This window comes from Pseudomonas sp. FP2338 (assembly GCF_030687515.1).
In the GTDB taxonomy this organism is placed as follows: domain Bacteria; phylum Pseudomonadota; class Gammaproteobacteria; order Pseudomonadales; family Pseudomonadaceae; genus Aquipseudomonas; species Aquipseudomonas salomonii.
Genome location: NZ_CP117436.1, coordinates 2,888,396 through 2,914,791, shown reverse-complemented (window position 1 = coordinate 2,914,791; position 26,396 = coordinate 2,888,396). Strand labels below are relative to the sequence as shown.

Annotated in this window: 18 protein-coding genes; 8 read left to right on the top strand and 10 right to left on the bottom strand. The window is 59.8% G+C overall.

The window, feature by feature from the left end; all coding sequences use genetic code 11:
* Nucleotides 1–87 precede the first annotated feature (87 nt).
* The 4 genes from PSH96_RS13200 to PSH96_RS13185 form a co-directional block, all read right to left on the bottom strand.
* The gene (locus PSH96_RS13200; protein ID WP_305459623.1) at nucleotides 88–873 is read right to left on the bottom strand and encodes a sulfite exporter TauE/SafE family protein; all 786 of its coding nucleotides are present in this window, start codon (nucleotides 871–873) and stop codon (nucleotides 88–90) included.
* An 82-nt stretch (nucleotides 874–955) separates the two neighbouring features.
* Nucleotides 956–1,735, bottom strand: a complete 780-nt coding sequence (locus PSH96_RS13195) for a class I SAM-dependent methyltransferase (RefSeq protein WP_305459622.1) — start codon at nucleotides 1,733–1,735, stop codon at nucleotides 956–958.
* A 59-nt stretch (nucleotides 1,736–1,794) separates the two neighbouring features.
* Nucleotides 1,795–3,099 (bottom strand): ATP-binding protein, encoded by a 1,305-nt coding sequence (locus PSH96_RS13190; protein WP_305459621.1) that lies wholly within the window; start codon nucleotides 3,097–3,099, stop codon nucleotides 1,795–1,797.
* Between the two features lie 3 nt (nucleotides 3,100–3,102).
* Nucleotides 3,103–3,804: a response regulator transcription factor gene (locus PSH96_RS13185; protein ID WP_017135033.1), complete on the bottom strand. Its 702-nt coding sequence runs from the start codon at nucleotides 3,802–3,804 to the stop codon at nucleotides 3,103–3,105.
* Between the two features lie 171 nt (nucleotides 3,805–3,975).
* Here PSH96_RS13185 and PSH96_RS13180 point away from each other — a divergent pair, with 171 nt between their 5' ends.
* The 3 genes from PSH96_RS13180 (at nucleotide 3,976) to PSH96_RS13170 (ending at nucleotide 9,082) form a co-directional block, all read left to right on the top strand.
* On the top strand, nucleotides 3,976–5,130 hold the full coding sequence (locus tag PSH96_RS13180) for an efflux RND transporter periplasmic adaptor subunit (RefSeq protein ID WP_305459620.1): 1,155 nt from the start codon (nucleotides 3,976–3,978) through the stop codon (nucleotides 5,128–5,130).
* A 6-nt stretch (nucleotides 5,131–5,136) separates the two neighbouring features.
* Entirely contained in the window at nucleotides 5,137–8,235 is a 3,099-nt protein-coding gene (locus PSH96_RS13175) for an efflux RND transporter permease subunit (protein WP_305459619.1), read from the top strand.
* 205 nt (nucleotides 8,236–8,440) lie between these two features.
* On the top strand, nucleotides 8,441–9,082 hold the full coding sequence (locus PSH96_RS13170) for a DUF1345 domain-containing protein (RefSeq protein WP_305459618.1): 642 nt from the start codon (nucleotides 8,441–8,443) through the stop codon (nucleotides 9,080–9,082).
* A 121-nt stretch (nucleotides 9,083–9,203) separates the two neighbouring features.
* Here PSH96_RS13170 and PSH96_RS13165 read toward each other — a convergent pair whose 3' ends face one another.
* From PSH96_RS13165 to PSH96_RS13155, 3 genes are all read right to left on the bottom strand, one after another.
* Nucleotides 9,204–11,267, bottom strand: a complete 2,064-nt coding sequence (locus PSH96_RS13165) for an autotransporter outer membrane beta-barrel domain-containing protein (protein ID WP_305459617.1) — start codon at nucleotides 11,265–11,267, stop codon at nucleotides 9,204–9,206.
* Between the two features lie 431 nt (nucleotides 11,268–11,698).
* A complete protein-coding gene (locus PSH96_RS13160) occupies nucleotides 11,699–13,747 on the bottom strand; it encodes a hypothetical protein (protein ID WP_305459616.1) in 2,049 nt (682 codons plus the stop codon).
* A 141-nt stretch (nucleotides 13,748–13,888) separates the two neighbouring features.
* On the bottom strand, nucleotides 13,889–15,853 hold the full coding sequence (locus PSH96_RS13155; RefSeq protein ID WP_305459615.1) for a hypothetical protein: 1,965 nt from the start codon (nucleotides 15,851–15,853) through the stop codon (nucleotides 13,889–13,891).
* 248 nt (nucleotides 15,854–16,101) lie between these two features.
* On the opposite strand from PSH96_RS13155, the gene PSH96_RS13150 reads away from it, so the two are divergent.
* From PSH96_RS13150 to PSH96_RS13130, 5 genes are all read left to right on the top strand, one after another.
* Nucleotides 16,102–17,160, top strand: coding sequence for a LacI family DNA-binding transcriptional regulator (locus tag PSH96_RS13150; protein ID WP_305459614.1), 1,059 nt, complete (start codon nucleotides 16,102–16,104; stop codon nucleotides 17,158–17,160).
* A gap of 85 nt (nucleotides 17,161–17,245) precedes the next feature.
* Nucleotides 17,246–18,028, top strand: coding sequence for a sugar phosphate isomerase/epimerase (locus tag PSH96_RS13145; protein ID WP_305459613.1), 783 nt, complete (start codon nucleotides 17,246–17,248; stop codon nucleotides 18,026–18,028).
* Complete coding sequence (locus tag PSH96_RS13140; RefSeq protein WP_056859256.1) at nucleotides 18,021–18,962, top strand: sugar kinase; 942 nt, start codon at nucleotides 18,021–18,023, stop codon at nucleotides 18,960–18,962. Before PSH96_RS13145 ends, PSH96_RS13140 begins: the two co-directional genes overlap by 8 nt.
* Before the next feature lie 45 nt (nucleotides 18,963–19,007).
* Nucleotides 19,008–20,300 (top strand): MFS transporter, encoded by a 1,293-nt coding sequence (locus PSH96_RS13135; RefSeq protein ID WP_305459612.1) that lies wholly within the window; start codon nucleotides 19,008–19,010, stop codon nucleotides 20,298–20,300.
* Nucleotides 20,297–21,271: a D-glycerate dehydrogenase gene (locus PSH96_RS13130; protein ID WP_305459611.1), complete on the top strand. Its 975-nt coding sequence runs from the start codon at nucleotides 20,297–20,299 to the stop codon at nucleotides 21,269–21,271. Before PSH96_RS13135 ends, PSH96_RS13130 begins: the two co-directional genes overlap by 4 nt.
* 1,204 nt (nucleotides 21,272–22,475) lie before the next feature.
* Here PSH96_RS13130 and PSH96_RS13125 read toward each other — a convergent pair.
* Genes PSH96_RS13125 through PSH96_RS13115 form a run of 3 tightly spaced genes read right to left on the bottom strand, consistent with a single transcriptional unit; the run spans nucleotide 22,476 to nucleotide 26,396 of the window.
* A complete protein-coding gene (locus PSH96_RS13125; RefSeq protein ID WP_305459610.1) occupies nucleotides 22,476–24,179 on the bottom strand; it encodes an AMP-binding protein in 1,704 nt (567 codons plus the stop codon).
* 31 nt (nucleotides 24,180–24,210) lie between these two features.
* Nucleotides 24,211–25,509: an acetyl-CoA C-acetyltransferase gene (locus PSH96_RS13120; RefSeq protein ID WP_305459609.1), complete on the bottom strand. Its 1,299-nt coding sequence runs from the start codon at nucleotides 25,507–25,509 to the stop codon at nucleotides 24,211–24,213.
* Entirely contained in the window at nucleotides 25,506–26,396 is an 891-nt protein-coding gene (locus PSH96_RS13115) for a MaoC/PaaZ C-terminal domain-containing protein (RefSeq protein WP_305459608.1), read from the bottom strand. Before PSH96_RS13115 ends, PSH96_RS13120 begins: the two co-directional genes overlap by 4 nt.

The window sequence follows — 26,396 nt, the reverse complement described above, 5'->3', positions numbered from 1 at the left end:
GTCGAATCGTCGCACCGCTGCGATGCAGACACCTCGGTACATCAGGCACACCGAGTTGATGCCATCGCAGGCAAGCCAGCTCCCACCTTAGAACGCGAGCTTATACCCAATGGCCATCAACATAACCGCCAGACACGGTCGCAACACGCCGTCCGGGACTTTGCCGGTCATGTGGCTGCCCAGGTAAATCCCCGGCAACGACCCCATCAGCAAAAAGCCCAGCAGATGCCAGTCCATATTGCCCATGCTGGCATGCCCCAGGCCCGCCACCAGGGTCAGCGGCACGGCGTGGGCGATCTCGGTGCCGACCAGACGCCGCGTGGCCAGGAACGGATACAAGATAAACAACGCCACAGTCCCGAGGGCACCGGCGCCGATAGACGTCAACGCAACCATGGTGCCCAGGATCGCACCGGTGAGCACCGTAAGCGCGTTAAGGTTACGCGGGCTCATGTGATAATCATCACCCGCATGCCGCTGGGCGAAAGCCAGCAGGCTTTTCTTGAACAGGATCGCCAGCGCCGTCAGCAGCAGCACAAAACCCAGCGCCTGCTTGATCACCGCATTCATCGCACTGGGGTCGGTGTGCAGGCTGGCCAAAAACCACAGCGTCAAAAGCACCGCCGGCACACTGCCCAAGGTCAGCCAGCCAGTGATGGCCCAATCGATATTGCGGTTCTTGCTGTGCACCAGCACACCACCGGACTTGGTGATGGCGGCATATAACAAGTCAGTGCCCACGGCGGTGGCCGGGTTGATCCCGAACCACAACAGGATCGGCGTCATCAAAGAGCCCCCGCCGACCCCGGTCATGCCGACGATAAAACCAACGATCAGGCCAGCAACTACAAAACCAATATTGCCTACATCCATTACAACTACCCGCGGCCTTATAAAATTCTGGCCGCAGGATAGCGATTTTTCTTATAACGACTTATATCAATATGATCTGACTTTATGCTTTTTCTGTCAGACGCTGGCAGACATACGCTTGGGTCTGATACGGGAACGCCACAGTGTCGCGCCCACGCAGTGCCGGGTGCGTGTCGATCAGCTGACGCAATTGCTCGGTCACCGTGGCCTTTTGCGCGGCGGGTAGCGCCGCGATGAAGCTTACCGACAGGAAGCGATCCATGATCACTTCCTGAGGGCTGCCCACATGCTGATAGGCAAAGCAGCTCATTTGCGGCGCGGAAAAATACTCACCCGTGAAGGCTTCGTGCCAACGCCCTGTATGAAAACGCGGCGTGTCGCCTTCATAGGGCGTAATGATTTCGGTGATGGCCGCAACCCAATCCACCGATTCATCGCGCACATTCCACACCAGCCCCAGGCGCCCATCGGGCTTGAGCACGCGGTGGATCTCGGCCAGTGCGGCCTCGGTTGCGAACCAGTGGAAGGCTTGCGCACACACCAGCGCATCGGCGCTGGCATCCGGCAGCGGTATAGCTTCAGCGGTGCCGCTGAGCAGGCGTACATCCGGCAACAGTTTGCTCAGTTGCGCGCCCATGGCCTCGACCGGTTCGACGGCAATCAGGCTGGGCGCCAGGGTGCTGAGCAAACGGGTGAACTTGCCGGTGCCGGCGCCCAGGTCGATCACGGTCGACTGTGCATTGATCAGCAGCGTGTTGGTCAACCAGCCAGTGAGTTGGCGGGGATAATCCGGACGACCTTGGGCGTAGGTGGCGGCCTGGGTCGAAAAACCTTGTTGAGCAGACGTGTGAACACCAGTCATTGCGACTCTCTCCTCGGGTAAAGCGGGGCACACAGTGTGCGCCCTTCCCGGCGTTTTTTCTAACCAAGCTGCGCAGGCAACCACACCCTGAACCGCGCCCCGCCCAGGGGCGAGGCCAGGGCCGTCAAGGTGCCGCCCTGGGCTTCCATGGCGCGCCGGCTGATCGCCAGGCCGAGGCCGAAGCCGCCAGTGGCGCGATCGCGGCTGCGGTCCAGGCGGTAAAAGGGTTCGAAGATGCGCTCGCGCTGTTCCACCGGAATGCCGATGCCGTCGTCGTCCACGCAGATTTCACAGCCGTCGGCGCAGACCTTGACCCCCACCTGGATGCGCCTGTCGCAATAGCGTGTGGCATTGCGCAACAGGTTCTGCAACGCCCGGGCCGTGAGACGTGGGTCGAGGCTGAAACGCTCCACGGTGCAGTCGAGCGCGACGTCGATGACGATCTCGGGGTTTTCCAGTTCGTCATCGACGCTGCCCAGCACGCTGTCGATAAACTCATCGAGCACCACGTCGACCCGCTCCGGCAGCTGCGCCGGGTTTTGCAGGCGGCTGTAGGAGAGCAATTCCAACACCAGCTCGTCCAGCTCGCGAATATGCGCCACCAGGCTTTGCAGGCGCTCGCGGCTGGCCTGGGGCAAGTCTTCGGACAGCGCCAGGGCCAGGCCGAAGTCCAGGCGCGTCAGCGGCGTGCGCAGTTCATGGGACACGGCGTTGAGCAAGTCGCGCTGCTGGTTGAGCAGGCGTTCGATGTCGTCGGCCATGGTGTCGAACACCGACGCCAGGCTGCCGATGTTGGAGCTGGCGGGAATCTGCGTGCGCTCACTGAGGTTGCCCCGGCCCAATTGCGCGGCGGTGCTTTTCAGGCGCTCCAGGTCACGCCAGTGCGGGCGCAGCCAGAACAGCAGGCAGGCGAGCAAGGCCGCGCCGATCAGTACGTTCATCGACCAGTACAACAGGTTCATGTCCAGCGGGTCCGGCGGGATGCTCAGTTTCACCGCAAACTGCTGGTTGATCGGCGAGCTGATGTCTTCCATCCAGCCCCACTCGCCCAGGCGGATCACCGGCTTGCCGTGCTCCAGCAGTTGCTCCTCCTCGGGCGTATAGCTGGCGTCCTGGCGCAGCAGCAACTTGACTTGCAGCGGTGCGAAATCCCGGTTCAGTTGTTCGGTCACATGTGACCAACGCTCCACCGGCGCGCGCAGATACTGCTTGACGATAAGTTTTTGCAGGCCACGGGTCTGTTCGACGTTGTAGTCCATGTAGCGGTGTTCAAACAGCTGGATCACCAACTTGGGTATCAGGAAGATCGCGGCACTGAAGGTAATGATGGTGACCAGGTAGAGGCGCAGCAGTACACGAAACATGGATCAGCATTCCCACTCGGAACGGCTGAACAGGTAGCCCTTGCCCCACACGGTCTTGATCTTGCGCGCCTCCCCGGCGTGGTCGTCGAACTTGCGCCGCAGCTTGGAAATGGCCACGTCCACCGAGCGGTCGGTGCCGTTGAACTCGATACCGCGCAGGCGTTGCAGGATCTGGTCGCGGCTGAGCACTTCACCGGCATGCCGGGCCAGTACCACCAGCAGGTTGTACTCACCGCTGGACAACTCCACCGCCTGCTCGCGCCACGTCACAGTGCGCTCCGACAGGTCGATGCACAGGTTGCCCATGACGATCTGGTCATTGGCCACCTGCGGTTCGGACAAACTGCTGCGGCGCAGCAAGGTGCGTACACGGGCGAGCAGCACACGTGGCTCGCAGGGCTTGGTCACGTAGTCGTCGGCGCCCATCTCCAGGCCCAGCACTTGATCGTGGCTGTCATCGCGGGCGGTGAGCATCAGAATCGGCAGGCCCGCCGAGTCGGCACGCAGCAGGCGGCAAACCTGCAAGCCGTCGAGGCCGGGCAGCATCAGGTCGAGGATCACCAGGTCCGGCGGGTTAAGGCGTGCCCGTTCGCGCACATGGTCGCCACGGCTGAGCACGTTGACGTGGTAGCCATTGCGTTCCAGATAGCTGGCAATCAGCTCGGAGAGTGCGGCGTCGTCTTCCACCAGGAGGATGTTGGGCATGGTGTTTCCAAATAATACTGTTTGTTGGTGTGTTGCAGGATTGTGCAAGGATATACGCCCCCGTCGCGCAGCGCGCCGCACCTTACACTTCTTCACACACGGCCTACACAGCTTCACAGCACCAAGGCGCAGGTGTCTTTAGGATGCGCCAGTCAATATTGGGATATGAGCATGTCGAAGAATCTGTTTGCGCCGTTTTGCCTGCTGGCCCTGACGCTGGCCCTGAGCGGCTGTGGCCAGTCGGCCGATGAAGCGCCAGAGACGCCACTGGCCAAAGTGCGCATCGAAACCCTGCAGAGCAAGCCTCTCTCGATCACCAGCGAATTGAGCGGGCGCATCGCCGCGCCGCGCATTGCCGAAGTGCGCGCACGGGTCGCCGGCGTAGTGATGCAGCGGGTGTTCAAGGAAGGCCACGACGTCAAACAGGGCGACGTGCTGTTTCGCATCGACCCCGCGCCGTTCAAGGCCGACCTGGACAGCGCCCAGGCCAACCTGAGCAAGGCCGAGGCCAACGCGTTCCAGGCCCGCCTGCAAGAGCAGCGTTACAGCCAGTTGGTCGAAGGCAACGCCATCAGCGGCCAGGACTACGACAATGCCCGCGCCAACCTGCGCCAGACCAACGCCGAAGTCGCCGCCAACAAGGCCGCGGTCGAGCGCGCCCGGTTGAACCTGGGCTACGCCACCGTCACCGCGCCGATTTCCGGGCGTATCGGGCGTGCGCTGGTAACCGAAGGTGCGCTGGTCGGCCAGAACGAGGCCACGCCACTGGCAATTATCCAGCAACTGGACCCGATCCACGCCGACCTCACCCAGTCGACCCGCGAACTCAATGACCTGCGCCGCGCCTTTCGCGCCGGCAACTTGAAGCAGGTCGGCCAGGACCAGGCCAAGGCCACGCTGATCCAGGACGACGGCAGCCTGTACCCGTTGCCGGGCAAGTTGCTGTTTGCCGAAATCAGCGTCGACCCGGGCACCGGGCAGATCATCCTGCGCAGCGAGTTCCCCAACCCGGACCTCGACCTGTTGCCGGGCAGCTTTGTGCGCGTGCGCCTCGAACAGGCCGTGGACAAGCAAGGTATCAGCGTGCCGCAACGCGCCATCACCCGTGACAGCGCCGGCATCCCGATGGTGCTGCTGTTGGACGCCGAGCAGACCGTCAGCCAGCAGCCGGTGGAACTGGGCGCGGTGATCGAGGACCGCTGGATCGTCAGCAGCGGCCTCAAGCCCGGTGACCGTATCGTCGTCGAAGGCCTGCAACACGCGCGCCCCGGTGAAAAAGTCGAGGTGGATGACAGCCCCGCCTCCGGCCAGCCAGTCAAGGAATAACCCGCCATGCCGCAGTTCTTTATTGACCGCCCGATTTTCGCCTGGGTGGTGGCCCTGTTTATCCTGCTGGCCGGCGCGCTCGCCATCCCGCAGTTGCCGGTGGCCCAGTACCCCAACGTCGCGCCGCCCAAGGTGGAAATTTACGCGGTGTACCCCGGCGCCTCGGCCCAGACCCTGGATGAAGGCGTGGTCAGTCTGATCGAGCAGGAGCTTAACGGCGCCGATCACTTGCTGTACTTCGAATCCCAAAGCAGCCTGGGCTCGGCCACCATTACCGCAACCTTCCAGCCGGGCACCAACCCGGAAATGGCTCAGGTGGATGTGCAAAACCGCTTAAAAGCGGTGGAGCCGCGCTTGCCGCAAGCCGTGACCCAGCAAGGTTTGCAGGTGGAGAAAGTCTCCGCCGGCTTCCTGCTGCTGGTGACCCTGACCTCCAACGACGGCAAGCTCGACGACGTGGCGCTCAGCGATTACCTGGCGCGCAACGTGATGAACGAGCTCAAGCGCCTGGACGGCGTGGGCAAGGCCCAGCTGTACGGCGCCGAACGCGCCATGCGCATCTGGATCGACCCGCAGAAGCTGATCGGTTTCAACCTGACGCCGGCTGACGTGAATGCCGCGATCAGCGCGCAGAACGCCCAGGTCTCGGCGGGCAGCATTGGGGATTTGCCGGGCACCAAGACCCAGGAAATCACCGCCGCAATCCTGGTCAAGGGCCAGTTGTCGACCCCGGCGGAATTTGCCGACATCGTGCTCAAGGCCAACCCCGACGGCTCCACCGTGCGCATCGGCGATGTGGCGCGGGTGGAAGTCGGCAGCCAGGAATACCAGTTCTCCACGCGCCTGAACGGCAAGCCGTCGACCGCCGTCAGTGTGCAACTGTCGCCCGGCGCCAACGCGCTGAACACCGCCACCCTGGTGCGGGCGAAGATGGACGAGCTGTCGCGCTACTTCCCGGCCAACGTGGAGTACAAGATCCCTTACGACACGTCGCCGTTCGTCAAAGTCTCGATCACCAAGGTGGTCTACACCTTGCTGGAGGCGATGGCGCTGGTGTTTGCAGTGATGTTCCTGTTCCTGCAGAACGTGCGCTACACCTTGATCCCCACCCTGGTGGTGCCGATTGCACTGATGGGCACTTTCGCCACCATGCTGTTGCTGGGTTTCTCGATCAACGTGCTGACCATGTTCGGCATGGTGCTGGCGATCGGTATCCTGGTGGACGATGCGATTGTGGTGGTCGAAAACGTCGAGCGCATTATGGCCACCGAGGGCCTGTCGCCCAAGGACGCAACGAAAAAAGCCATGGGCCAGATCACCGGCGCCATCGTCGGTATCACGTTGGTGCTGGTGGCGGTGTTCCTGCCGATGGCGTTCATGCCAGGTTCTGTGGGTGTGATCTACCAGCAGTTCTCGCTGTCGATGGCCACCTCGATCCTGTTCTCGGCGTTCCTGGCCCTGACCTTGACTCCGGCACTGTGCGCCACCTTGCTCAAGCCGATTGCCAAGGGCGAGCACCATGCCAAGGGCGGTTTCTTCGGCTGGTTCAACAACCGTTTTGAGCGCCTGACCGACCGCTATGAAGGCTGGGTGGCCTATGCCCTCAAGCGCAGCGGCCGCTACTTGCTGATTTATCTGGTGCTGCTGGTGGGCCTGGGGTGGATGTTCAGCCGCCTGCCCTCCTCGTTCCTGCCGGTGGAAGACCAGGGTTACACCATCACCGATATCCAGCTGCCGCCGGGCGCGAGCAAGAACCGCACGGTGCAGGTGGCCGAGCAGATCGAGGCGCACAACGCTGGCGAGCCTGGGGTGGGCGATACCACCATGATCATGGGCTTCAGCTTCTCCGGTTCCGGGCAGAACGCGGCGCTGGCTTTTACCACGCTCAAGGATTGGTCGCAGCGCAGCAGCGAAGATTCGGCCTCGGCAATTGCCGACCGTGCCAACGAAGCGTTCAGCGAGCTTAAAGACGCGATTGCCTACGCGATCCTGCCGCCGCCGGTTGACGGCCTGGGGACTTCCAGCGGCTTCGAGTTCCGCTTGCAGGACCGTGGTGGCGTCGGCCATGCCGCGCTGATGCAGGCGCGCACCGAGTTGCTCGCCGCCGCCGAAAAAAGCCCGATCCTGGCCAACGTGCGCGAAAGTGCCTTGGCCGAAGCACCGCAAGTGCAGTTGCAAGTGGACCGCAAGCAAGCCAACGCCTTGGGCGTGTCGTTTGCCGATGTGGGCAATGTGCTGTCCTCGGCCATCGGCTCGGCCTATGTCAACGACTTCCCCAACCAGGGCCGCATGCAGCGGGTGGTGGTGCAGGCTGAAGGCGACCAACGCAGCCAGGTTGCGGACTTGATGAAGATCAACGTGCGCAATAGCGCCGGCCAGATGGTGCCCTTGTCATCGTTTGTTGAAGCCAGCTGGACCCAAGGCCCGGCGCAGTTGACGCGTTACAACGGCTACCCGGCGATTTCCATCAGCGGCGAAGCGGCGCCGGGGCACAGTACCGGTGAGGCCATGGAAGAAATCCAGCGCCTGGTCAGCCAATTGCCGGCCGGCCTGGGCCAGGAATGGACCGGGTTGTCGTTGCAGGAACGCTTGTCCGGCTCCCAGGCGCCGCTGCTGTTGGGCCTGTCGTTGCTGATCGTGTTCCTGTGCCTGGCGGCACTCTACGAAAGCTGGTCGATACCCACCTCGGTGTTGCTGGTGGTGCCGCTGGGTGTGCTTGGCGCCGTGTTGGCGGTGAGCTTGCGTGGCATGCCCAATGACGTGTTCTTCAAGGTCGGCTTGATCACCATCATCGGGTTATCGGCGAAGAACGCGATTCTGATCATCGAGTTTGCCAAGGACCTGGTTGATCAGGGTGAAGACTTGATCGACGCCACCCTGAAGGCCGCGCGGCTGAGGTTGCGGCCGATCATCATGACCTCGCTGGCGTTTATCCTCGGTGTGGTGCCATTGGCGATTGCCACCGGCGCCAGCTCGGCCAGCCAGCAGGCGATTGGTACAGGCGTGATCGGCGGGATGATCACCGCGACGCTGGCGGTGGTGTTTGTGCCGGTGTTTTTTGTGGTGGTGATGAAGCTGGTGCGCAGGCGCAGCAAGCCTGATTAACCCGACAGAACTCGGTCAAAATGTGGGAGCGGGCTTGCCCACGATAGCGGTATATCAGGATCAGATGTTTTGACTGGCACACTGCAATCGCGGGCAAGTCGAAGCTTCGAACCGCCGCTCCCACAGGGGGGCATCGTGCAGTTCATGATCAAGTCCGCCTGAATGCGCTATGGTGCTCACAACCTCCCCCTTGTTGTGAGCACCTATGGCCTTCCTCGCCCGCACCCACCCTCGCCTCTCATCCGCCGCCGTCCTTGGCCTTGCCGTGGGCATTCTGGTGCCGGCCGATACGCTGATCAGCAAAATCCTGATTGGCTGGAACGCCGGGGTCTGGACCTACCTGGCGCTGATGCTGTGGCTCACCAGCCGTTCGCGTGCCGATGATGTAAAACGCATCGCCGAGATCGAGGATGAAAACGCCGGGCTGGTGCTGTTCATGGTGTGCATTGCCGCGATAGCCAGCCTTGCGACCATCACGGTGAACCTGGTGGGCAGCAAAGACCTGGACAGCACGGCACGCCTGCTGCACTACGGTTTTACCGGCATGACGGTGATTGGCTCATGGTTACTGACCGGGGTGATCTTCAGTGTGCATTACGCCCGTCTGTTCTACACCTGGGACGGCGATGAGCCGGCGCTGCGCTTTGCCGAAGGGCTGCGCAACCCCAATTACTGGGACTTCCTGTATTTCTCGTTCACCATCGGCGTGGCGGTGCAAACCGCGGATGTGGGGGTTGCTACACGTGCAATGCGCAAAGTCGTTTTGGGCCAGTCATTGATTGGATTTCTGTTCAATACGGCGATTCTGGGGTTCTCGATCAATATTGCTGCCGGACTGTTCAGTTGAACCCAAATGCTGCGGCGCCAATCCTGATCTAACCGGGAAAGGCGATTGAAAAGCGCTTTTGCGTTCATCAAAAAAAAAGCCCTGATCTTTCGATCAGGGCTTCTTAGCGTTGCCTGTTTATTTAGAACGCATAACGCAGGCCAACGTTAACAGCGGCTTTCTGCTTGATTTTGTCACTGGTGCTGGTCTCCACGTCGACATGCGCCTGCAGGTCCTGGGTAAACGACACCGCCACACCAGCACCGTACTTGGTGCGCGAGCCCGACAAATCATTGTTGAAGGTCTGGTTGTTGACCGTGACCTTATTGTTGTTGGCAAACTCGTGGACCATTGCCGCACGCAGGTAAGGCTTGATCAGCGTACCATCATCGAGTTGGAACTCATGACCAAGGGTCGCACCGGCCTCGGCAGTCCTTGAGCGGGTGCGCTCACCGTCCACTTGCAAACCGTTTTTCAGGCTGTACGTGCCACCTTGGACCACAATGGTCGACAGTCGGCCGTAAGGTTCAATAAAGGAACTCTCACCGAGCTTGATATGACGGCCGAGTTCAGCCGATACACCACCGCCTACGTTGTTGTAGCCACCCTTGGTAGACGTGTTGTCACTGAGTGTTGCCTTGGCCTGGTTCTGGAACCGGTTGGCTTTGGCCACGGCATCAAAATAGAAACCGCTTTCTTCGTCCATCCAGGTGGCATAGGTACCCAGGAAGTAGCTCTTGACGGTACCGGCAGCGCCGCGAGCCGGGTTTACGTCAGAGTTACTGTGGCCGCCGAATACACCCACCTTCCATTGGCTGTCGCCCAGCGGCATATCAGCACCGATGGAGAAACCCTTCAGGTTCTGCGAGTAACCGGTGCCCGAGCTCTGGGACACATCATATTGACTGCCGAAACCACGGACCCAGAGACCGGTACTGTTCGGGGAGTAGCGCAACTCACCCATACGAGCACGCAACGAACCCTCTTCGGCGGTCATGATGGTCACCGGGGTGTTGAACAATGCCGTCACCACGCGGGCACTGCGGCTGACTACACGGGTTTGCGTGTCCAGAAACCAGTCATTGCCTTCCTGTTTCAGGTTGTAGGCATAGGCGCCCATGTCGACCGGGCCGCCCTCGAGGGAGAACGCCGCATCACCGCCGCCGGTGTGCACAACCTGGGTTTTGACCAGTTCACTGCCGCTGGCTGCGAGTGCCAGACTGTGGTTACCCGTGGCTTCGCCGGTCACATTGATGAAGTCGGTTTTGCCCTCATCAAAGTTGGTGCCCATGACAAAGGTGCCTTCGCCGGAAAGCGTCTGAAGGTTCAGCTGGTAAAACTCATTCGCCGCGCCCATGGTCACCGTACCACCGGCCATGTTCAGCGCACCCACCTGGCTGTCGCCGGTCATGTTCCAGTTGGAAGCATTGCCTACGCTCATGGTGGAGACGTTCTGCAACTGGCCCGTCAGCTCGGCGTTTTTTTGCAGGTTCAAATGCACAGTGCTGGTGGCGTCGGCGACCACATTACCGACCAGGTTCCGGCTGTTATCCACATTCATCGTCGCCGTGGCACCACCCGACACCGACAACAGATTGCCATCGCCGCCCTTCAGGGTGGAACCGTTGAGTACGTCGATCGACACCACTGGCACCAGACCTGGCGTGCCCCTGACCGAGAGGGCCGAACCCGTGCGTCCCTCAACCACAGACTGGTCCAACACCAGTTTGCCATCGGTTGTATCCGAGCGACCGCGAGTGAACAAGACACCCTGACCGTTGCCGATGATCGTACTCTGGTTGGCGGTTGCCGTTGCACCGACCAAAGCGAGGCCAAAGGCTGCGGCTCCCGTACCCTGCACGACTGAATTCTGGGTGAAGTGAAGTTCGCTGCCACTGGTGGCTAGCGCACCGCCAGCAGCCCCGCTGATAGTACTGTTGGCGATTTGTGCCAGTGAGGCTGCACCTGCGTTGCTGACCGCCTGCAAACCCATGCCGGCTGAGTTGGTGACCGTACTGTTAGTAATAAAAGCTTTACTGTTTTCAAGCCGCACGGCGCCCAGAACAGGGTCGCTCGACGTCACGTGCGAATCGTTGATATTGACGGTAGAACGGCCAGAAGCACGCACTGCACCCGACTGGCTGCCGCTGTTCATGTTTAACGTAGAAGCTGACAGGTCGATGCCGGTGGCGCTCGCGCTGTTCATCGTCAGCGTGGACCCGCCCGTCAGTTGCCAATCCGTAGCGGCCGCATCAGGGCCGAGAGTACGTAGGGCACCATTATCCAGCTGAATCGCCTGTGCTTGTCCCTGTACTGCGACGAATAAGCAGAATGTAAGGGTGGGAACTTTCATCTTCACACTCAATGGCTTGAGGTCAAACGTATTCAGTGTCGACATGCTCAATCACTCTCATGATGAAACTTACAAAAGCGGTTTGGCCTACTGCTGAAAAAATGAGGCCTTACCTGTGCAGCGCGTAGAGTAAGAATTAAACGCTCCCGTTTATGTAGGATTAGTCTGTAGAACCCGGGTAAGAAACCTGAGTAATGGGTGATCTATGGGATGGAGTGTGTGAGGGAGTTCCCCCTCTCTCACGTAAAGAGAGGGGGATGCTGTCACCGCCTGACTAACGCCTGTTACGGGATAACCAGTGGCGAGAGATCACACCGCGAGGCCGCCAGCCCAGTACGCATAAGAACCGTAGCAGTACCGACCCCCAGCGTACCGTCGTTTAGCTTGGTAAAGGCACGCGCATAACCGCGCCCTGCCTGTGCGTTCCCGACGAAAGCGAAATCGAATGTGAAAGTGTGCCCACTGGCCTTGATCGCATCCGTAATAGGGACGCTAGGGGACTGCGTTTGATCAAAAGCCAGAGGTGCTACGCTGGGCCTCGTAACCCGCATGGCCAAAGTCAGCCGTTCACCCACCACCATTTTCGGATTCCCGGGTACGAAAACCCGCAGCTCATAGATTCTTGGCGTCGTCACCGGCATCCTGGTCAGCGCATCGCAGTTAACCGAAAGGGTCGCCCCCATGCCTCGAGCGCCACCAAATTGAGGTGCTGACAAGGCAGTAACCACGGCGTCTATCAGATTAATGTCGGTGTAGGGTGCAGGGTTCAGGTTAGTGACCGCTGTTGGCGTTGGCGTAGGCGAAACAACATATCTAATCTTATGCGGGCCGTTCCCCAATGCGGCGAAGTAGGACCAGGGGAGCTTCCAACTGACCGGAGTTCCGGCTACCTGAGTGTCATCCAACTCTTGAGCAGGTGCCAGAAACGTTCCATCGGGCAGCTGAGGAACCAACCACATGCCTCTGGTCGGCGTTTCAAGGCCGGTCCATGTCACAACGGTAATGGTCACGTCCTGGTTAGCGTCTGCCTCCCTGAGTATATTCAACTCCTTCGAGACTTCACCCATAAAACTTGCAGCAAGCAATCGGCCATTTTCACTACCCGGCGTTGTGGTAGTCGGTCCAGAGTAACTCAGATCCACTCTGATCGTGGTGGTCGGGCCGGCTACACTGTCTCCGTCTTGTTCGATTTCATAGCCCACCACGGTGGTTTTGGGGCCCTTTGCATTACCATAGTCAGCCGTACACAGCGGGTTCAGGAAGGCCCGATCCAAGGTTATCGGAAACGTGACAACATCAAACCACGGGCTCGCAGGCTGACCGCCCCATGTCACCCGAAACCGGTACTTGCTCGCACTGCTGAAGTTCCCAAAAACCGGGATTTTACCGGTTGGGCCTACGGCGAGGTCTGCAAGATTGATCAGGTCGTCAGCCAAGCCTGGAGCCTGATCAATCGTAATCGGCTGCAAATCCGCTGGCGCTGGCGTCAGCACTATTGTGAAAGGTAGGGAGGGCAATGAAGGCTCACTGAGATTGCCTGCCCGGTCCTCGATTTGATAGATAAGCCGCCAGCCAGTACCGCTTTTATCCAAGTCACGCTCGGTCAGTACGCCGGTATTGCCGGTTTGCAGCATGGGCCGCGGTGGAACTAGCGCCCCCACCTCTTCCGCAGGAATGACGATGTCGCCTTTAGTGAGATAAATCCGGACTTTATCGTTCGGGCCCCACTGCCCGCTTCTAAAAGCGTAAGTGTTGGCAGGAATGCTGAATGGGAATCCGAACAGGGTCAGATGGGGCAACGTAAAGGGCTGACCCGCCGGGAGCGTACCCGTATAGACCAGTGGCGGTGGCCGAATGGCAGTGCTGCCATTGGAATAGGCAGGAATCAAGTCGATCTCAAACCTGGTAGATGGCGAAGTTTCTGACGTGTCAGCGGGAACGTCTACGTCGCCTGGATTGCTCGCCGGATAATTTTCTGTTAAATCAAAACAGAAAAGCCACGCACCATGTTCCTGCAGGCCCGTATCCGGTTGAACTTTCAGTTCATAAGTAAAGGTATCGCCTGGATTCGCAATGGTGAACTGGAAGTAGTCTTCCACCAGCGTCCATTGAGTGGGGTTTGGACTATTCACAGGTTGTTTATAAATCCTGCACCAGTCCCTATCAAACGAATTCGGTCCCGACGTGATTGTAAAGATTAAATTTTTACTGGCTCCATCTTTTGAAATAAGCCCCAGTGCCGGATCCATGACAACTGATGGATCAAGCGCTGCCGCGCTTAAGTTCAGGCTGGGAGTACCGATAAGAATTCTTGGAACGATTTTAATAGCCATTTCATACTCTCCGTTATCATCAGATTTGCTTTACCTACAAAGCCATTGCTCACGACCAATTGACTACCTGGCATTGAAACACTTTTAATTGCTCGACCACCCTGCCTTAACTGTAACTGTGCGCCTGCTATCTTGGGCGAATCAATCCACGCCTTTACCTGTCGGCGTACAGTAACCCCCGGTCGGATACTTACGATCAACCTGTGCGTAGCCGATTTTAGACACCCCTATTAATGCGCCGTTTCGAAAAACACTGTACTTGGCACTCGCACCGGCATAATCCTTCAACGGCTGAAGATAGTTCTTATAGTCTGTAATCACAAAATCACGCGAGGTTTGTGCAGTACCCCATCGTTCAGTGATTGTATGTTCCGTGGACTTTATTGGCTCTCGATCGGGGTATATTAAATTTCCAACAAATAACACTTTCAGCGTATCGTCCGGCAATAGTTTAATACCTGGGGTCACCCGAATGGTCAGCCCCTTCCAAATCGGCGGATCCGTTCTGCACGTAATAAACCCTCTATCGTCTGCGTGCGGATAGGTAGGTTTGGGCAAGGCAATGGGCGGCGTAATATTTACCGCCACCTGCTGATCAGCCGATTGTTGTTGGTTGACCCCATTGGTGGACAGGTAGTAGAACAGCGCAGTTTTATTACTGACAGACTGTATGACCGACCAGGGGATCGGATCATCAAAGATTATATTGATACCGGCGACGTCCCCCTTCTTGACGGTATAGGTCGTTACTACATTTGTCTGTCCTTGCACATAGAGCGACAGCATGTTACCCACTTGAGGGTCGCCGGAGAGCACCACTTCAGCCCTGCAAGGCTGGTTATTGTCGCGACTGTCCAGCTGATTAGCCGTATTAGACTCAGCGCCAAAGATGTTGACCTTGTCCAGCAGGAGATTCAACAGCGCGGGCGCCAGATTATGATCGCGGCCGAAAACCGTGAAATCCATATTGATCAATTTCAGAGGGGAAGGCGTCCCACCACTCCCCGGGTTGGAAGCGCGTCGAATAAAGTAGCGGAACGGTACATTGTTCTTGCGCTGGAGATTGGCGCCATTGGCAATCAACTGCTGCCAACTTAACGTCCCGGTAAACGGCAATGACATTACGGGTATTGCCGGGTACTCAACCCCGGCCAATACAGGGATACACAGATCCCCCTGCCGATAATGGGTGTAGGTGCTGATACCGAACGATACGATATTACGCGCGTCTTCCCGATTGATAAGGCGATCAAAATCAAACGCGGGCACCGTGGGCACAGGCAAATCGGCTGGTAACGCCTCCAGAGAGAGCTTGGTACTTCCGAACAAGGAAAACTGCGGGGTTATATTGCCTGCCTCGTCCATGACTTTATAACAGGCATACAGTGTTGAGGTACCCGCATACTTACGAATTTCAGCAACCGGTACTTTCAGAACCATAGCATCGGTGGTGGCAGCAAATTCCTTGATTAAAATTGGCAGGCCGACTGGAAATGCATTAGCGCCCATGAGATACAGGTATATCTTGTCAAGCGCAGCACGACCTGAATAATCCCCCGGCACGACAACATCGAAGGTTGCATTATCAGTCGCATCAGACTCAGTGATGTCGTCATCCGCAAACCAGGGCGCTTTAAGCACCTCACTTTCTGCTGGCGGCCTGCGATCAATAATAATGTCCACCGGATGCGAAAACTCGAACACCTGAGCATCTTCGTACAGGTTATGTATACGGTAGTAAATACGCACACGGGCATTGTTAAGCAGGTAAGACGCAGGAATAGAGAGTTCCAACGGAAAGTCTCTAGCGGTTATAGGCCCCACCAACTCTCTGGCAGGAAGAGGGAAAGGCACATTTCCTGCCACCTCCCAAACCACTACAAAAAAATCACTCTCCCCTAACTGAGGCAGCAGTGTCCAAGGTGTATCCAAAAAAACTTTCAACGGTTGATATAAAAAGGCTGTAGGGATGACACCACTCGGCAACCTGCCCTCCACCCTGAGTGCGGGTAACGTCGGCGTACCGAAAGCAGCTGCCATTGCATCGATGGGCAACGTTGTGGCTCTATTGATTTGACCATTGTTTTTCGTCGGGGGGGTGCTCATATCGCTCTCCAGAACATCAACATTGCGCCAGCCACTGGTTTTTTGTCTGATTGCTGTAGCGACGATTGAATACCTACCGACAACTTCTCGTAACTGTCAGATTTAACAGGTCGCACCGCCGTTCGTCGGATTCGCGACCGGCTGAGCCGTTGTTTTGCGCTGAATGACACTTGACGTTGTTTCGTGAATGAGTTCTCCTGAAACCGGTTTCAGAGCATCACTACTTCCAATAAGAAAGGCCTGCCACCGTGACTCCTTTTTCCGCCGCCCAGCGCAGCCGCGTGACCATGCTCGACGTTGCCGAACGCGCCGGCGTGTCCAAAGCCAGCGTGTCGCGCTTTATCGGTGACGACCGCGCCCTGCTCTCCGACGCGATTGCCTTGCGCATCGAGCAGGCGATCAGCGAACTCGGTTACCGCCCCAACCAGATGGCCCGCGGTTTGAAACGCGGCCGCACGCGCCTGATCGGCATGCTGGTGGCCGATATCCGCAACCCCTACTCCATTGCCGTGATGCACGGCGTCGAAACCGCTTGCCGCCAGCATGGCTACAGCCTGGTGGTGTGCAACACCGACCGCGATGACGAGCAAGAGCGCCAGCACCTGGCGGCGTTGCGCTCGTACAACATCGAAGGGCTGATTGTGAACACCCTCGGCCACCACCTTGACCAACTGCTGGAGTTGCAGCGGGAAATGCCCCTGGTGCTGGTAGACCGCAAGGTCGAGCCGCTGCACAGCGATATGGTCGGCCTGGATAACCCTGCAGCGGTGCGTGTTGCCGTGCAGCACCTCGCACAGCAGGGTTATCGCGACCTGTTGCTGGTGAGCGAAAAGGCCGATGGCACCAGTTCACGCGTGGAGCGTCAGGCGAGTTTCAATGCCGAGATTGCGGCCCGGCCGGAGTTGATCGGCGCGGTGCTGGAACTTGATGACAGGCTGGCAAACCATCTGCACAGCTTCCTGGCCAAGCCGGGCCCCAAGGCGTTGTTCTGCGCCAATGGCGTGGCTGCGCTGGCCTGCACCCACGCGCTCAAAGCGCTGGGCTGCAACCTCTTTGATGACATCGGCCTGATTGCCCTGGATGACCTCGACTGGTACCCGCTGGTGGGCAACGGCATCACCGCCCTCGCCCAACCCACCGACGCGATTGGCGCCAGCGCCTTCGACTGCCTGCTTAAACGCTTGCGCGGCGATGACGCGCCACCGCGCACCCTGGATTTTTTGCCCGAACTGATCGTTCGCGGCTCCACCCAATCCCTTGTGGGAGCTGGCTTGCCTGTGATGGCAGTCAATCAGACGAAGCCGTAGCCGACTGACCCTCCGCTATCGCAGGCAAGCCAGCTCCCACATTATTTTCGTATAAAAATGAAACCGGTTTCAGAGGTACATAACAATGCATAAATACCCCGTTTCCATCAGCCTATCCAGCTACGGTGCCGACCTGGTACGTACGCTTGGCCAATTGAGTTTTGTCGATCTGCTCAGTGCCGCCGGCGCCCAGCGCATCGAATGGCGCGAAGAACTGTTGACCAGCGAACAACCCGCCGCCCTCGCGCAAGCCGCTGCCGAACACGGCCTGGAGTCGGTGTTCTCTTCACCGCTGGAGCTGTGGGTGGCCGGGCGCGCCCAGCCGAATGCCGAGCTCAGCGCCACCCTGGACCGCGCCCAAGCCTTCGGCTCGCGCTGGCTGAAAGTGTCCCTCGGTTATTTCACCGACACCAACGACCTGCAAAGCCTGCAGGCCCTGCTCAACCGCCACCCGGTCAAGCTGCTGGTGGAGAACGACCAGACCCTGCACGGTGGACGCATCGAGCCGATGCAGCGCTTCTTCACTGAGGTGGAACGCCTGGGCTTGCCGGTAAAAATGACCTTCGACATCGGCAACTGGCAGTGGCAGGACCAATCTGCGCTCACTGCCGCACGCCTGCTGGGCCGGCATGTGGACTACCTGCACTGCAAGGCCGTGGCGCGGCGCCAGGACGGCAAGCTGGTGGCCTTGCCGCCCGGCGCCACCGACCTGCATCTGTGGGAACAACTGCTCAAGCATATGACTCAAGGTATTACCCGGGCCGTGGAATTTCCGTTGCAAGGCCCTGACCTGGTTGCCGTCACCGCACAGCAGGTGACCGCCCTCGCCCTCCTTGGCCAGCCCCGTGCGGAGAACGCCCATGTCTGAGATCGATATCCTTTCGTTTGGCGAAACCATGGCGATGTTTGTCGCCGAACAGACCGGCGACCTGGCCCAGGTGGCGCAGTTTCACAAGCGCATTGCCGGGGCCGACAGCAATGTCGCGATCGGCCTGTCGCGCCTGGGTTTCAATGTGACGTGGCTGAGCCGTGTCGGCGACGATTCCCTGGGGCGCTTTGTGGTCGACACGCTGAAGAACGAAGGCCTGGATTGCCGCCACGTGGCGGTCGACCCGCTGCACCCGACCGGCTTTCAATTCAAGTCCCGCGAAGAAGCCGGCGCCGACCCGCAGGTGGAGTACTTCCGTAAAGGTTCGGCGGCCAGCCACTTGTCGATTGCCGCGATCAGCCCCGCCGTGCTGCAAGCGCGCCACCTGCACGCCACCGGCATTCCGCCCGCCTTGTCCGAAGCCACCCGCGAGTTGTCCGTGGAACTGATGACGCAGATGCGCAAGGCCGGGCGCAGCGTGTCGTTCGACCCGAACCTGCGCCCGTCGTTGTGGGCCAGCCAAGCGCAGATGATCCGCGAAATCAACGCCCTCGCCGCCCTCGCTGATTGGGTCTTGCCGGGCCTGGGCGAAGGTCGCCTGCTCACCGGTTTTGACGACCCGGCCGACATCGCCGCGTTCTACCTCGACCAGGGCGCCGAAGCCGTGGCGATCAAGCTGGGCGCGGACGGCGCCTACTACCGCACCCACATGGACCAAGGCTTTATTGCCGCCGTGCCTGTGGAAACCGTGGTGGATACCGTGGGCGCCGGTGATGGTTTTGCCGTCGGCATGATCAGCGCCCTGCTCGAAAACCTGAGCTTCCCCGAGGCGGTACAGCGCGGCAATTGGATCGGCAGCCGCGCCGTGCAAAGCCGCGGGGATATGGAGGGTTTGCCCACCCGATCTGAATTACCCAGCCGATCTGTTGCATGACCCACTCCCTGTTGCCACAACTACAACAAGCTCAGGAGCAACCCCATGGAAACTGTGAAACTCGCCACCCGTCGCTGGTGGTACATCATGCCTATCGTGTTCATCACCTACAGCCTGGCATACCTGGATCGCGCCAACTACGGCTTCGCCGCGGCCTCCGGCATGGCCGAAGACCTGATGATCACCCCCGGCATGTCGTCGTTACTGGGCGCGCTGTTTTTTCTCGGCTACTTTTTCTTCCAGGTGCCGGGAGCGATCTACGCGCAAAAACGCAGCGTTAAAAAGCTGATTTTCGTCAGCCTGATTCTGTGGGGCAGCCTGGCCACGCTGACTGGCGTGGTGTCCAACGCCTATATGCTGATCGCCATTCGCTTCATGCTCGGCGTGGTCGAGGCGGCGGTGATGCCGGCGATGCTGGTGTACCTGTGCCATTGGTTTACCCGTGCCGAACGCTCACGGGCCAACACCTTCCTGATCCTCGGCAACCCGGTGACCATGATGTGGATGTCGGTGGTGTCGGGCTACCTGGTGCAGCACTTCAGCTGGCGCTGGATGTTTATCATCGAAGGGCTGCCGGCGGTGATCTGGGCGTTTATCTGGTGGAAGCTGGCGGATGAAAAACCCGCCGACGCCAAGTGGTTGAGCGAGCAGCATAAACAAGACCTGCAAAACGCCCTGGCCGCCGAACAGGTCGGGATCAAGGCGGTGAAGAACTACGCCGAAGCCTTTCGTTCGCCCAAGGTGATCATCCTGGCGCTGCAGTTCTTTTGCTGGAGCATCGGTGTGTATGGCTTCGTATTGTGGCTGCCGTCGATCCTCAAGGCCGGCTTGCAGATGGACATGGTCGAAGCCGGTTGGCTCTCGGCGCTGCCCTACCTCGCGGCGGTGATCGGCATGCTGGCGGTGTCGTGGGGCTCGGACAAACTGCAAAAGCGTAAACGTTTTGTGTGGCCGCCGCTGCTGATTGCGTCTATCGCCTTCTACGCCTCCTACGCACTGGGCGCTGAGCACTTCTGGTGGTCCTACACCCTGCTGGTCATCGCCGGGGCGTGCATGTATGCGCCTTACGGTCCGTTTTTCGCCATCGTCCCGGAAATCCTCCCGGCCAACGTCGCCGGCGGCGCCATGGCGCTGATCAACAGCATGGGCGCACTGGGCTCGTTCGGCGGGTCGTACCTGGTCGGTTACCTCAATAGCAGCACCGGCTCACCCGGCGCCTCCTACCTGCTGATGAGCGGCGCGCTGATGTTTGCCGTGGTACTGACGATTTTCCTCAAGCCCGGCGCCAGTGATCGCGTGCCGGTGCCAACCCTGGAGTTGAAGGTAAAAACCTCATGAAAAAGTCTGTGGTCCTGTACAAAAAACTCTCCGCGCCATTGATGGCTCGCCTGCACGAACAGGTCAATGTGACCCTGATCGACGCCCTCGACGAACCCGGCCTGGCCCGGCTGCGTGACGCCCTGCCCAATGCCCACGGCCTGCTGGGTGCGAGCCTGCGCCTGGATGCCAAGCTGCTCGACCTGGCCCCTAAGCTCGAAGCGGTGGCCAGTGTGTCGGTGGGTGTCGACAACTACGATATCGACTACCTGACCCAACGCGGCATCCTGCTCAGCAATACCCCGGACGTGCTGACCGAAACCACGGCGGACACCGGCTTTGCGTTGATCCTGGCCACTGCCCGCCGGGTGGTCGAGCTGGCCGATATGGTGCGCGCCGGCCAGTGGAGCAAAAACATCGGCCCGGCGCATTTCGGCACCGATGTGCATGGCAAGACCCTGGGTATTATCGGCATGGGCCGCATCGGCGAAGCCTTGGCTCAGCGTGGGCATTTTGGTTTTGGCATGCCGGTGATCTACCACAGTCACTCGCCCAAGCCACGGGTAGAGGAGCGCTTTGGGGCACAGTTTCGTAGCTTGCCGGACTTGTTGCAGCAGGCTGACTTTGTGTGCCTGACCTTGCCGCTCACGGCTGAAACCGAAAAGCTGATCGGCGCACGAGAGTTTGCGTTGATGGGGCCGGACACTATTTTTATCAACATCTCACGCGGCAAGGTGGTGGATGAGGCGGCACTGGTTGAGGCGCTGCAACAACGCACGATTCGGGCGGCGGGGCTGGATGTGTTTGAGCGCGAGCCGTTGAATCATGACTCGCCGTTGTTGCGCTTGAACAATGTGGTGGCCACGCCGCATATCGGTTCGGCGACCCACGAAACGCGGGAGGCGATGGCTGCCTGTGCGGTGGAAAATTTGTTGATGGCGCTGGCTGGGGAGCGGCCGAACAATCTGGTTAATCCGAGTGTGTATTCTTGAGCTTGCGGTGTGTGGGAGCTGGCTTGCCTGCGATGCAGACACCTCGGTTTTCAGTGACACCCGGTTGATGCCATCGCAGCATGGGTATTAACGTTGAAGCGGTCTTAGGGCTGGCCGGGAGGCTGGGCGGTCGGGGGGCATATCCGTTGCTGCGGTAACGGCTGATATTGGTTCCGCTCTTACAGCGGGTCACTTTTGCAAGGACGCAAAAGTAACCAAAAGGTCCTCGCCCCAACACTCGGTGCCTCGCTGTGGCTCGGCATGCCCGCAATCCGACACTGATTTGGTGGGCCGCCGCCCCGCGCCATCCATGGCGCGGGGCGGCTAAACCGGCATCCCTGCCGGTTTACCCCCCAAATCACTGTCAGATTCCGGCCATCGTGTTTGACGGGGCGATTTCAGATCAAGATCAAAAGCGCAGATCAAAAGACCGCTGACTTCGTCATCGAAAAGGATGTAAGGGCCAGAGCAACAGCAACAGCAGAGCCATACTCGGTCAAAGGTGGGAGCTGGCTTGTCGAGTCGTCGCACCGCTGCGATGGCATCAACTTGGTGTACCTGACACACCAAGGTGTCTGCATCGCAGGCAAGCCAGCTCCCACAGAAAAGCAGCTCTTCAGTGCATGCAAATCCACAGCCGACCTCATATTCAAAACTGCATGCGATCAACTGTGGGAGCGGACTTGCTCGCGAAAGCGGTGGGTCAGTGACAGATGAATTGACTGACCCACCGCTTTCGCGAGCAAGCCCGCTCCCACAGTTAGACTATGTTGCATCAGGTAGACAGGCTTTTGCTTTGCACTTGATCTGGCTCTTGCTTCAACCACTCAGGTCGGCTTTCAGGCCGCCGTGCTGTAGATCTTGATCTTGATTTTGATCTGAGGCGCCCCGTCAACCACGATGGCCGAACGCAGGCTTGAATCCGTGGGTAACCCGGCAGGACGCCGGGTTAGCCGCGCTGGGCCAAGGATGGCCCATCGCGGCGGCCCACGGATTCAAGCCGGAGTGAGGGCACACCGAGCATTAGCGAGGTGCCGAGTGGTGGGGCGAAGACCTTTTGGTTACTTTTGGGGCGTTTGCCAAAAGTGACCCGCTGTAAGAGCGGAACCCTACTCAGCCGTTACCGCAGCAACGGATATGTACACCGAAAAACCACCACAGCAGGCAACCCAGCTCCCACACTTAAAGCACCCAACCCCTCACATCAACGCAACGCCCGCCGCAGCACTTTACCCACCGTGGTCTTGGGCAATTCGATACTGCGAAACTCGACATACTTGGGCACCTTGTACCCCGTGAGATATTCCCGGCAATGGGCCAGGATCTGCTCCTGGGTCAAGCTCGGGTCCTTGCGCACCACAATGATCTTGACCTTCTCCCCCGTCACCGGATCTTCCACCCCGATCGCCGCCACCTCCCCTACACCGGGATGCAAGGCCACCACGTCTTCAATCTCATTGGGATACACGTTAAATCCCGACACCAGGATCATGTCTTTCTTGCGGTCCACCAGACGAATATACCCACGCTCATCCATCACCCCAATGTCCCCCGTGGAAAGCCAGCCCTCGGCATCCAGTACTTCGGCCGTTTCCTTGGGCCGCTTCCAGTACCCCTGCATCACCTGCGGGCCACGCACTTGCAGTTCACCCTGCTCACCGATGTCCGCCAGCTCGCCATCCTCACGCATAAACCGCACCCAGGTCGACGGCAACGGCACGCCGATGCTGCCGGTGAATTCCATCTCGCGCATGCGCGCAATGTTGATCGGGCTGATGCTCACCACCGGCGAGCACTCGGTGAGCCCATAACCTTCAATGATCGGCAGCCCAGTCACTTCTTTCCAACGCTTGGCCACCGCCGTATGCGTGGCCATGCCGCCGGCGATGACCATGCGCAAGTCAGAGAAATCCCGCGCACAGAACTCTTTGTTTTCGAGCAAGCCGTTAAACAAGGTGTTGACCCCGGCGATGCCATTGAAGCGCTCCTTGCGCAAAATCATCTGCACCCGTTTCACGTCCCGCGGGTTGGCAATCAGGATGTTGCGCCCGCCCAGGCACATGAACATCAGGCAGTTCACCGTCAGCGAAAAGATGTGATACAGCGGCAGCAAGGTCACGTTGGTTTCCTGCTTGTCCTGGTCCAACTGGTCCCCAACCCAGGCCTTGGCTTGCAGCAGGTTGGCGATGATATTGCGATGGCTGAGCATCACGCCCTTGGCATCCCCCGTGGTGCCGCCGGTGTATTGCAAAAACGCCAGCTCGTCGAGGTGCATCGCCACCGGAAAATGGTTCAGCGCCCGCCCCTGTTTCAACACGTTGTTGAACCGCACTGCGCCAGGCAGGTGAAATGCAGGCACCTGCTTTTGCACTCGACGCAGGATGAAGTTCATCGCCGCGCCCTTGAAAGTGCCGAGCAGATCGCCAATGGCCGCCACCACCACGCGTTTGACACGGCTGCCCTGCGCGACTTTTTCAAAGGTGTGGGCGAAGTTTTCAAAGATCACCAGGGTTTCGGCTTCGCTGTCCTTGAGCAAATGCTTGAGTTCATGGGAGGTGTACAACGGGTTGACGTTGACCACCACCGCACCGGCCAGGATCGTGCCCAGCAGGCAGATCGGGTACTGCAAGCAGTTGGGCATCATCAGCGCCACTCGGTCGCCCTTTTTCACGCCCTGGCCCTGTAACCACGCGGCAAACGCCTGGCCTTGTACCTGCCAGTCGGCGTAGGTCATTTCGGTGCCGATGCTGACGTAGGCGACCCGCTCGCGGAATTTTTCCAGGTGCTCCAGGAACACCTCGCGCAGCGACGGGTAGGCCTCGATACCGGCCTCGATGTCCGCCGGCACGCCCGGCAAGTAGGCGTTCAACCAGACCCGTTCGGTGTGTTCCTGGCTTACAGCGTTCATGGCAGTCTCCTTATTGTTGTTTTTGATCAGGCTATTTTTCGACGATGGCGGTAATGCCCAGCCCGCCGGCTGCACAAATCGAAATCAGGCCGCGCCCACCCCCGTTCTCATGGATGGTCTTGGCCAGCGCCGCCAATTGTCGGCCACCGGTAGCGGCGAACGGATGACCACAGCCCAGGGACCCGCCATTGACGTTCATCTTGCTGCGGTCGATGGCGCCCAGCGGTGCCTCCAAGCCTAGACGCTCGCGGCAATACTCGGGGTCTTCCCAGGCCTTGAGCGTGCACAGCACCTGGGCGGCAAAGGCTTCGTGAATTTCAAAAAAGTCAAAGTCGGCAAACCCCAACCCCTCACGCTTGAGCATGCGCGGCACGGCATACGCCGGGGCCATCAACAAGCCTTCGGTGCCGTCGACAAAGTTCACCGCAGCGGTTTCGCCGGTGCGTAAGTAGGCCAACACCGGCAAACCGTGTTCGGCCGCCCAGGCTTCGCTGGCCAGCAAGACCACCGAGGCGCCATCGGTCAGCGGCGTGGAGTTACCCGCCGTCAGCGTGCCGTTCTGGCGATCATAGGCGGGCGAAAGGCCGGCGAGCTTCGCAAGGCTAGTGTCGGCACGCAGGTTGTTGTCACGCGCCAGCCCGCGATAGGGGCTGATCAGGTCATCGAAAAAACCGCGTTTATAGGCCGCATCCAGGCGCTGATGACTGGTGAGGGTCAGCTCATCCTGGGCCAGCCGTTTGATCTGCCAGCGCTTGGCCATTGCTTCGCAGTGCTCGCCCATGGACAAACCGGTGCGCGGCTCGCCATTGCGCGGCAGCAACGGTTTGAAAAACATTGACGGGCGCACCTTCAGCAAGGCCTTCACCTTGGCGCCCATGCCCTTGGCGCGATTGGCCGCCAGCAAGGTGTGGCGCAGCGATTCGTTGATGCCGATGGGCGCATCGGAAGTGGTGTCGGCGCCACCGGCGATGCCCACTTCGATCTGGCCGAGGGCAATCTTGTTGGCGACCAGCAAGGCCGCTTCCAGCCCGGTACCGCAGGCTTGTTGCACGTCGTAGGCAGGCGTATCAGGCGACAATGTGGTGGACAGCAAGGCCTCACGCGCCAGGTTGAAGTCCCGCGAGTGCTTGATCACCGCGCCCGCAGCAAACTCGCCCAGGCGCTGGCCGTGCAGGTTATAGCGCTCGACCAGACCTTGCAGGGCCGCCACCAGCAGGTCCTGATTGCTGTCGTGGGCATACACGGTGTTGGAGCGGGCAAACGGGATACGGTTGCCGCCGATAATCGCCACGCGGCGGGTCGGGGCCGGGTTGAAGCTGTAGTCACTCATTGATGGCTCTCGTTCCAGATAAATAGCCCGCGCATATGCGGTTTGTCACCGGCAGCATTGCGCACTTCGAACTCACGGCGCGGGCCGGTCACCGGGCGGTTCCACAACGCAACCTGGCCGGGCAGGAAGATCGGCAGCTTGAAGTCACAATGCGCCTGGGCCTGATCCAGGCCGCCCGGCGGTTGCTGCGCCGCCAGTGCGCGGCCCAGGGTCCACATGCCATGGGCGATGGCGCGGCGAAAGCCGAAGATTTTGGCGCCGATCACCGAGGTGTGAATCGGGTTGAAATCCCCCGAGACCTTGGCAAACCGGCGCCCCAGGTCGGCGGGCAGCACCCAGCGCTGGGTGCGCAACAGGCCATCTTCCTGCAGGGGCAACACGTCTTCCCAAGGCTCACCAACCGGGTCTTTGACGTCGCGGCGCAGGTACAGGCTGTCGCTTTCCCACACCAGCGTATCCGCCGCAAAAGCGCGGGTGGCGATGCTCAGCGCCTGGCCCTTGGGGTGCGCCACCCAGCGCTCGCAATACACCTCCAGGCGCAGCGCCTGGCCTTCTTGCAAACGCTGGTGCTGACGAATGCGATTGGCCAGGTGCACCATGCCACTGGCCGGGTACGGAAAGCTCGGCCGGGTCAGCAGCATCAGGTGCAAGGGGAACGCCAGCACGTGCGGATAAGACAGCGGCACGCCCTGCTCACGGCGAAACCCGCAGGCGCGGCCATAGGCGGCAATGCCTGGTGCGCTCAGCTCCACTGCCGAGCGCACCAGGCGCGCGGTGGGCAGCGGCGGCGGCCCGTCGAGCTTGGGTTTGCGCAGTGCGCGCACGCCGTCCAGCAACAGCTGAGTGCGGGACGGTGGCGGGTCGATGATCTGCGTCACATAGTCCAT

Excerpts from the sequence above, each read along its gene's own strand:
- PSH96_RS13195 (WP_305459622.1), bottom strand. The coding sequence starts at position 1,735 with ATGACTGGTGTTCACACGTCTGCTCAACAAGGTTTTTCGACCCAGGCC.
- PSH96_RS13185 (WP_017135033.1), bottom strand. The coding sequence starts at position 3,804 with ATGCCCAACATCCTCCTGGTGGAAGACGACGCCGCACTCTCCGAGCTG.
- PSH96_RS13200 (WP_305459623.1), bottom strand. The coding sequence starts at position 873 with ATGGATGTAGGCAATATTGGTTTTGTAGTTGCTGGCCTGATCGTTGGT.
- PSH96_RS13165 (WP_305459617.1), bottom strand. The coding sequence starts at position 11,267 with ATGAACAGCGCGAGCGCCACCGGCATCGACCTGTCAGCTTCTACGTTA.
- PSH96_RS13125 (WP_305459610.1), bottom strand. The coding sequence starts at position 24,179 with ATGAACGCTGTAAGCCAGGAACACACCGAACGGGTCTGGTTGAACGCC.
- PSH96_RS13135 (WP_305459612.1), top strand. The coding sequence starts at position 19,008 with ATGGAAACTGTGAAACTCGCCACCCGTCGCTGGTGGTACATCATGCCT.
- PSH96_RS13180 (WP_305459620.1), top strand. The coding sequence starts at position 3,976 with ATGTCGAAGAATCTGTTTGCGCCGTTTTGCCTGCTGGCCCTGACGCTG.
- PSH96_RS13130 (WP_305459611.1), top strand. The coding sequence starts at position 20,297 with ATGAAAAAGTCTGTGGTCCTGTACAAAAAACTCTCCGCGCCATTGATG.
- PSH96_RS13155 (WP_305459615.1), bottom strand. The coding sequence starts at position 15,853 with ATGAGCACCCCCCCGACGAAAAACAATGGTCAAATCAATAGAGCCACA.
- PSH96_RS13170 (WP_305459618.1), top strand. The coding sequence starts at position 8,441 with ATGGCCTTCCTCGCCCGCACCCACCCTCGCCTCTCATCCGCCGCCGTC.
- PSH96_RS13175 (WP_305459619.1), top strand. The coding sequence starts at position 5,137 with ATGCCGCAGTTCTTTATTGACCGCCCGATTTTCGCCTGGGTGGTGGCC.
- PSH96_RS13140 (WP_056859256.1), top strand. The coding sequence starts at position 18,021 with ATGTCTGAGATCGATATCCTTTCGTTTGGCGAAACCATGGCGATGTTT.
- PSH96_RS13120 (WP_305459609.1), bottom strand. The coding sequence starts at position 25,509 with ATGAGTGACTACAGCTTCAACCCGGCCCCGACCCGCCGCGTGGCGATT.
- PSH96_RS13160 (WP_305459616.1), bottom strand. The coding sequence starts at position 13,747 with ATGGCTATTAAAATCGTTCCAAGAATTCTTATCGGTACTCCCAGCCTG.
- PSH96_RS13145 (WP_305459613.1), top strand. The coding sequence starts at position 17,246 with ATGCATAAATACCCCGTTTCCATCAGCCTATCCAGCTACGGTGCCGAC.
- PSH96_RS13190 (WP_305459621.1), bottom strand. The coding sequence starts at position 3,099 with ATGTTTCGTGTACTGCTGCGCCTCTACCTGGTCACCATCATTACCTTC.
- PSH96_RS13115 (WP_305459608.1), bottom strand. The coding sequence starts at position 26,396 with ATGGACTATGTGACGCAGATCATCGACCCGCCACCGTCCCGCACTCAG.